Origin of the sequence: Methylobacterium sp. J-048 (genome assembly GCF_022829515.1) — a bacterium.
Classification (GTDB): Bacteria; Pseudomonadota; Alphaproteobacteria; order Rhizobiales; family Beijerinckiaceae; genus Methylobacterium.
This window is the reverse complement of the sequence record NZ_JAKSYL010000198.1, coordinates 80,033-86,615: the sequence shown is the minus strand read 5'-3', so window position 1 is coordinate 86,615 and position 6,583 is coordinate 80,033. Positions and strand designations below refer to the sequence as shown.

The following is a 6,583-nucleotide window of genomic DNA, read 5'->3' as shown; positions in this document are numbered from 1 at the left end:
AGGCGCTGATCCAGGAGGATCTTTTTCGGGAGGATGGCCGGCCGTTCAGCCCGCAGGAACGGCTGAGGGCGCAGGCCATATCGCAGGGGTGCTACGGGGCGATCGAAGCGGCGTCCCGGATGCCCCGGTGAGGGGGGACGTTGGATGCCCCAATCCACGCCCTACTTCTGAGGGCGCGCGCAGCAGGCCGCGAAGGCGATCTCCAGGGATCGCGCGGCTGGTTGGAGGCCTCCTTCGAGGCCTCCGCTTCGCTCCGGCACCTCAGGATGAGGGCGCGGAGGGGACAAGGGGATCCACCGCGCGATAGTCGTTCGGCGGCCGCCCCCCTCAAAAAATCAGTCCTTGGCGCGCTCGACGTAGGCGCCGTCCGCCGTCATCACGACGACCCGGGTACCGGCGGCGATGTGGGGCGGCACGGTGGTGCGTACGCCGTTCGAGAGGGTCGCCGGCTTGTAGGACGAGGAGGCGGTCTGGCCCTTGAGCACCGGCTCGGTCTCGGCGACCTCCAGGGTCACGCGCTGGGGCAGCTCGATGGTCAGCGGCACGTCGTTGTGGCTCGCCAGCATCACGGCCATGCCCTCCTGGAGGTAGGGGGCGGCATCGCCGACCACGTCCGCCGGCACCGCGACCTGCTCGTAGCTCTCAGGGTTCATGAAGTGGAACCCTTCGGCATCGCTGTACAGGAAGGTGTGCTCACGATCCTCCACGAAGGCCCGCTCGACCTGCTCGGTGGTGCGGTAGCGCTCGGACACCTTCACGCCGTCCGTGATGCGGCGCATGTCGAGCTGGGTCACCGGTGTGCCCTTGCCGGGGTGGATGTTCTCGGCGAACAGGATCACGTAGAGCTTGCCGTCCTTCTCGACGACGTTGCCCTTACGGAGCGTTGAGGCGATCACCTTCACGGAATTGCGTCCTGCATTGACAAGGCGGGTCGGCACACGCCAAGCGCGTGCACGGGATTTCAAGCCCCCGGCACTATCGCATCTCCGGCGCCGTTGCCAGCCGGCGGGCGGCAACCGGGACGCGTGGGCTCGGTGCGCACGCCCGACCAAGCTATGATAGTTGCACATCGGCCCGCGAATGACGCGACACGCCCCCTCTCCCGAACGGGAGAAGGGACCCGCGTCACATACGGCGATGCGGGCATTCGGCAGTCCGACCGGGAGCCTGTCAGGATCGCGCGATGACGACGTTCAGGATCGACGTGCCCGCCCGACGCAGCACCCGTACACCGGCGGAACGGGACGCGCTCGGCCGCCCGGGAGCTGGACTTTGACCGCAATCCCCTCCCCCTGGTGGTCCCCCGAGCGCCACGCCGACCGGCGCCCGCGCCTGCTGATGCGCAACCGCATCCTCGCCGCCTTCCGGGCGTGGTTCGCCGCGCGCGACTTCGTCGAGGCCGAGGCCGCCTGCCTGCAGGTGTCCCCCGGCAACGAGGCGCATCTGTCCGCCTTCGCCACGGAGGCGATCGGTCCGAGCGGGGCGCGGACGCCGCTCTACCTGCACACCTCGCCGGAATTTGCCTGCAAGAAGCTGCTGGCGGCGGGCGAGACGCGGCTGCTCAGCGTCGCCCGGGTGTTCCGCAATCGCGAGCGCGGACCGCTGCACCACCCGGAATTCACCATGCTGGAATGGTATCGGGCCAGCGTGCCCTACACCGACCTGATGGCCGATTGCGCCGAGCTGCTGGCACTTGCCGCCGAAACCGCCGGCACGCGCCGCTTCACCTACCGCGGCCGGGAAGCCGACCCCCTTGCCGAACCGGAGCGGCTCACCCTCGCGGAGGCCTTCGAGCGTTTTGCCGGCATCGATCTTCTCAGGACCGTATCGCGCACCGGCGAGACCGACCGGGACGGCCTCGCCACTGCCGTCTCGGCGGCAGACCTTCGGGTCGCGCCCGATGATAGTTGGGCCGACCTGTTTTCCCGGGTGCTGGTGGCACGGGTCGAGCCGCATCTCGGCATCGGGCGCCCGACGATCCTGTGCGAGTACCCGATCAGCGAGGCCGCCCTCGCCCGGCCAGCTCCTGACGATCCACGGGTGGCCGAACGGTTCGAGCTCTATGCCTGCGGGGTCGAACTCGCCAATGCCTTCGGCGAATTGACCGATCCGGTTTCCCTGCGCAGGCGTTTCGAATCGGAGATGGAAGAGAAGCTGAAGGTCTACGCCGAGACCTACCCGTTCGACGAGGATTTCTTCGCAGCGATGGCCATCCTGCCCGATGCCTCGGGAATCGCCCTCGGCTTCGACCGCCTGGCCATGCTGGCCTGCGGCGCGAACCGGATCGACGACGTCCTCTGGACGCCGGTGGCGGAGACGTTGCCGTGAACCGCACCCTGCGCAGCGCCGTCGACCTTGCCGAGGCCGGATTGCTGTCGGGTCCCGAGGCGGACGCGTTGCGCCATGTCCTGGCCCGCTACGCCGTCTCGATCACGCCCGACATGGCCGAGTTGATCGACCCGGACGATACTGCCGATCCGATCGGCCGCCAATTCGTGCCGCAGGTCGCGGAGTCCGTGCTCGCCGCGGAGGAGCGGGCCGACCCGATCGGTGACGAAGCCCACGCTCCGGTGGTGGGGATCGTCCACCGCTACCCGGACCGCGTCCTGCTGAAGCCGCTGCATATCTGCCCGGTCTATTGCCGCTTCTGCTTCCGCCGGGAGATGGTCGGGCCCGATGGGCTCGGCTCGCTCACCGACGCCGAACTCGACGGTGCATTGGCCTACATCGCCCGGGACCCGCGGATCTGGGAGGTGGTGCTCACCGGCGGCGACCCGTTCGCGCTCTCGGCCCGGCGGCTCGGGATCATTGCTGAGCGTCTGGCGGCGATCGCGCACGTCCGGGTGATGCGGATCCACACCCGCGTGCCGGTGGTGAAGCCCGACCTCGTCGGCGACGATGTGGTTCAATCCCTCAAGCAGTTCGGGCGCGCGGTGTTCGTGGCCCTGCACGCCAACCACCCGCGCGAGTTCACCCCGGCGGCCCAAGCGGCCTGCGCCAAGCTGGTCGATGCCGGGATCCCGATGGTCAGCCAGTCGGTGCTGCTGCGCGGGGTCAACGACGACGCGGCGACTTTGGAAGCGCTGATGCGGGCCTTCGTGGAGAACCGGATCAAGCCCTATTACCTGCATCACGGGGACCTCGCCCCCGGCACCGGGCATCTGCGCACCAGCCTGACCGAAGGGCAGGCGCTGATGCGCGCCCTGCGCGGCCGCCTCTCCGGCCTGGCGCAGCCGACCTACGTGCTCGACATCCCCGGCGGCCACGGCAAAGTACCGGTTGGACCCGGCTACCTGCGCGGCTCAGAAGGCGAGACGCGGGTTACCGATCCGAACGGGTGCGAGCACGCCTACCCGCCGAAGGCGTAGCGGAGATGTTTTCGTGACGATGCGCAAGCTCTGGGGCCGGCTCACCTCGGTGAACGTGCAGAAAGCGGTCTGGGCGCTGGACGAAGCCGGGCTCGCCTACGAGCGGATCGAGGCCGGCGGCGCGCATGGCGTCGTCGACGATCCCGCCTATCGCGCCAGGAATCCGAACGGGCTGGTCCCGACCCTGGAGGAGGACGGATTCGTGCTCTGGGAGTCGAACGCCATCCTGCGCTACGTGGCGGCGACCGCGCCCGCCCTGGCGCTGCCGGTCGATCCGCGGGTGCGCGGCCATCTCGAGCAATGGCTCGATTGGCAGTCCACCACCTTCACGCCCGCCATGCGCGAGGCGTTCTGGCAGCTCTACCGGTCTTCCAATCCGGACCAGGCCGTGATCGCCGCCTCGCTGAAGCGCACGGAGGCCTTCGCCGCGATCCTGGAGGCGCATTTGTCCGACCGGGACTACGTGGTTGGCCAAAGCTTCGGCATCGCCGATATCGCGCTCGGCTGCGCGGCGCATCGCTGGCTGAACCTGCCGGCCCAACGCGTCGAGCGCCCCGCCCTGCGCCGCTGGTACGAGCGGATCGCGGCCCGGCCCGGGGCGGCACGGGCGCTCGGCGAACCGATCGGTTGAGTCCAAGCCCGGCCTTGCCGGCGCGCCGGTTCGATCCACCTTGAGCGGACTGGCCGATCCGTCCGGCGCCAGCCTTCCACGGAGCCCCTGATGGCGATCGACCCGACCCTGCGCGACGCGCTCTCCGCTGTGACGCCGGCGAGCTTGGCCCGGGCGCTGGCGCGGGCCAGCGTTAAGGCGTTCAGCCCACGCGGCCTGTCCGGGCGCGGCGGCAGCGCCATCGGCCCCGCCTACACGTTGCGGATGATCCCCGCCCGCAACGACGCCGCGGGCGACCTCGCCGCCGCGATCGATGCGGTTCCGGAGGGCGCAATCCTGGTAATCGATGCCGCCGGTTCCGGGCTCGCCCTGCCCTTCGGAGCGATCGTCGCGGCGCGCCTCGCCCAGCGCGGCGTGGCCGGCCTCGTCACCGACGGCGCCCTGCCGGATACGGTCGGCCTGCCGGTCTGGTCCGCGCCGGAGGCCGGGAGCGAGACCCTGGCCCTGGTCGGCGCCCAGGAACCTGTCTCCTGCGGCGGTGCCGCGATCCATCCGGGCGATATCGTGGTCTGCGGACCCGGTGGCATCGTCGCGCTGCCGGCCGACCTCGCCGAGCGGGTCGCCCTGGAAGCGGTCGAGCAGCAGCGCCTCGACCTGTGGATCCAGCGCGAAGTCGAGAAGGGCGAGAGCCTCGCCAGCCTGCTGCCGCCGGACGCCGCCGCACTGGCCCGGTTCGAGGCCGAGGCGAAATCGGCCTGACTCGAACCATGTTTCTTGCAATTTCCAAAGTGACCTATTTCCTGGTCACGCCGTCAAATTTCTTCATCTTCCTGGGGTTGATCGGATTCGCTCTCCTGATGATGCGCCGCCGCGCGGCCGGCATCGCGTTCGGGGCGTTCGGCTTCCTCGGGCTGCTGCTCGGCGGGCTGACGCCGCTATCCGCGCTGATCTTGCTGCCCTTGGAGCAGAGGTTCGCGGCCTATCCCGTCGCCGATCGCGCACCTCCGACGGGGATCATCGTCCTCGGCGGTGCGATCATGACCGGCGTGGCGGAGGCGCGCGGGCAGATCGTCGTCAATGACGCCGCGGAAAGACAGATCTACTTCGCCGACCTCGCACGCCGCTTTCCGGATGCACGTCTCGTCTTCACCGGCGGCAGCGGCGTCGTCGGGGGCGGAACGCCCGAGGCGGACATCGTAAGCCACGAGGCCGACCCGATGGGTCTGCCCCGCTCGCGGCTGATCTTGGAGAACCGCTCGCGCAACACCTACGAGAATGCGACCTTCTCGGCGGCCCTGGTCCAGCCGAAACCAGGCGAGCGCTGGCTCCTGGTCACCTCGGCCTGGCATATGCCCCGGGCGATCGGGTGCTTCCGGCAGGCCGGATTCACGGTCGACGCCTTTCCGGTCGATTACCGCACCCGGGGTTGGGTCGATGTGACCCGGTTCAAGGGTTTCGCCTCCGACGGCCTGCTGCAGCTCGATCTGGCCGTGAAGGAATGGATCGGCCTCGTCGTCTACCGGCTCGCCGGCTACACGCCGGACTGGCTGCCGGGGCCGGAGCCAGTCGCGGCACCGGACAGCGTCAGCCGGTAGATGCCCCGGAAATCGTCCGGATCGACGGGCTTGCCCTTGCGCAGGATCGCGACCTGGCCGGCATGGGCGAGCCGCACCGCCACCCGCCGCACCGGCTGCATCAGTGGTCCCCACCCGTCCGGATGCGGGCCGCCCAGCGCGCGGGCCACCTCGGACGGGCAGATGGTCTTGCCGGCGCCCCGCTCGGCCACGAGGCCCAGCAGGGTCTCCTCGATCGCTGCCTCGTCCACCTTGGTCGTGATCATGTCCGTGCCTCCTCGGCGGGGGCCAGAAGCGAACCCTCATGCGGCCCTTCACCGGCCTCCAGCAACGCCTTGCGGATCTCCGAGGCGAACTGTCGACGCCACATGATGACGACCACGACGCTTGTCGAGGCGATCAGCACATACGGGCTGATGAACCAGCCGAGATAAGCGAGCGCGAAGAAGAAGGCCCGCTGCCCGCGGGCGAAGTGCCGCCCGGCGCTGACATTCATCGCCGCGACCCGGCGGACGGCGCGCAGCATCTCGGTCTCGCTCACGCCCGAACCCTTCGAAGGCACTGCACCGAGCAGGATCGCCGCGTAATTGAACAGTCGGTAGGCCCAGGCGAATTTGAAGAACGCATAGACGAACACGAAGGCGAGGCCGGCGACCTTCAGCTCCCAGGTCGTGCGGTTCGCCACCGTCCCGAACGGGAGCGTCGCGAACAGGTTGAGCACGTCGTCGCCGGAGCGCGACAGGGTCAGCACCGAGCCGAGCGCGATCAGGGAGGTCGAGGCGAAGAAGGCGGTGCCGTTCTGGAGCGACGCGTTGATCTGCGTGTCCACCACCCGGTTGTCACGGCCGATCACCTGCCGCGCCCAGTTGGACCGGTGGACGTTCATGATCTGACTCAGCGAGATCATGCGCCCGCGCAGGCGCCCGACCGACAGGCCGTACGCGACCCAGGCGACGATGAAGTAGAGCAGCGCCCCGAGATCGAGGGGCGAGAAGGCGGCGCTGCCTGCGGTCAGGTCGGTCATGGTCTCG

The 6,583-nt window shown here is 69.4% G+C and carries 8 protein-coding genes; 5 read left to right on the top strand and 3 right to left on the bottom strand.

The window, feature by feature from the left end:
* Window positions 1-335: 335 nt before the first annotated feature.
* The gene (gene efp, locus MKL09_RS20365; protein WP_092041355.1) at window positions 336-902 is read right to left on the bottom strand and encodes an elongation factor P; all 567 of its coding nucleotides are present in this window, start codon (window positions 900-902) and stop codon (window positions 336-338) included.
* A 370-nt stretch (window positions 903-1,272) separates the two neighbouring features.
* Here efp and epmA point away from each other — a divergent pair, with 370 nt between their 5' ends.
* From epmA to MKL09_RS20340, 5 genes are all read left to right on the top strand, one after another.
* Window positions 1,273-2,328, top strand: coding sequence for an EF-P lysine aminoacylase EpmA (gene epmA, locus MKL09_RS20360; RefSeq protein ID WP_244023145.1), 1,056 nt, complete (start codon window positions 1,273-1,275; stop codon window positions 2,326-2,328).
* Window positions 2,325-3,368, top strand: coding sequence for a lysine-2,3-aminomutase-like protein (locus MKL09_RS20355; RefSeq protein ID WP_244023143.1), 1,044 nt, complete (start codon window positions 2,325-2,327; stop codon window positions 3,366-3,368). The genes epmA and MKL09_RS20355 overlap by 4 nt, the downstream gene beginning before the upstream one ends.
* Window positions 3,369-3,387: 19 nt before the next feature.
* Entirely contained in the window at window positions 3,388-3,999 is a 612-nt protein-coding gene (locus MKL09_RS20350) for a glutathione S-transferase family protein (protein WP_244023153.1), read from the top strand.
* Between the two features lie 90 nt (window positions 4,000-4,089).
* Entirely contained in the window at window positions 4,090-4,737 is a 648-nt protein-coding gene (locus MKL09_RS20345; RefSeq protein WP_244023141.1) for a dimethylmenaquinone methyltransferase, read from the top strand.
* A gap of 8 nt (window positions 4,738-4,745) precedes the next feature.
* A complete protein-coding gene (locus MKL09_RS20340; protein ID WP_244023139.1) occupies window positions 4,746-5,573 on the top strand; it encodes a YdcF family protein in 828 nt (275 codons plus the stop codon).
* Here the strand turns inward: MKL09_RS20340 and MKL09_RS20335 are convergent.
* Together MKL09_RS20335 and MKL09_RS20330 are read right to left on the bottom strand one after the other, a co-directional pair.
* Entirely contained in the window at window positions 5,510-5,818 is a 309-nt protein-coding gene (locus tag MKL09_RS20335) for a DUF3253 domain-containing protein (protein WP_244023137.1), read from the bottom strand. The two genes, MKL09_RS20340 and MKL09_RS20335, sit on opposite strands and share 64 nt — an antisense overlap.
* A complete protein-coding gene (locus tag MKL09_RS20330; protein WP_244023135.1) occupies window positions 5,815-6,576 on the bottom strand; it encodes a DUF599 domain-containing protein in 762 nt (253 codons plus the stop codon). The genes MKL09_RS20335 and MKL09_RS20330 overlap by 4 nt, the downstream gene beginning before the upstream one ends.
* Between the last annotated feature and the right edge of the window lie 7 nt (window positions 6,577-6,583).

Excerpts from the sequence above, each read along its gene's own strand:
- MKL09_RS20335 (WP_244023137.1), bottom strand. The coding sequence starts at position 5,818 with ATGATCACGACCAAGGTGGACGAGGCAGCGATCGAGGAGACCCTGCTG.
- MKL09_RS20330 (WP_244023135.1), bottom strand. The coding sequence starts at position 6,576 with ATGACCGACCTGACCGCAGGCAGCGCCGCCTTCTCGCCCCTCGATCTC.
- MKL09_RS20345 (WP_244023141.1), top strand. The coding sequence starts at position 4,090 with ATGGCGATCGACCCGACCCTGCGCGACGCGCTCTCCGCTGTGACGCCG.
- MKL09_RS20350 (WP_244023153.1), top strand. The coding sequence starts at position 3,388 with ATGCGCAAGCTCTGGGGCCGGCTCACCTCGGTGAACGTGCAGAAAGCG.
- MKL09_RS20340 (WP_244023139.1), top strand. The coding sequence starts at position 4,746 with ATGTTTCTTGCAATTTCCAAAGTGACCTATTTCCTGGTCACGCCGTCA.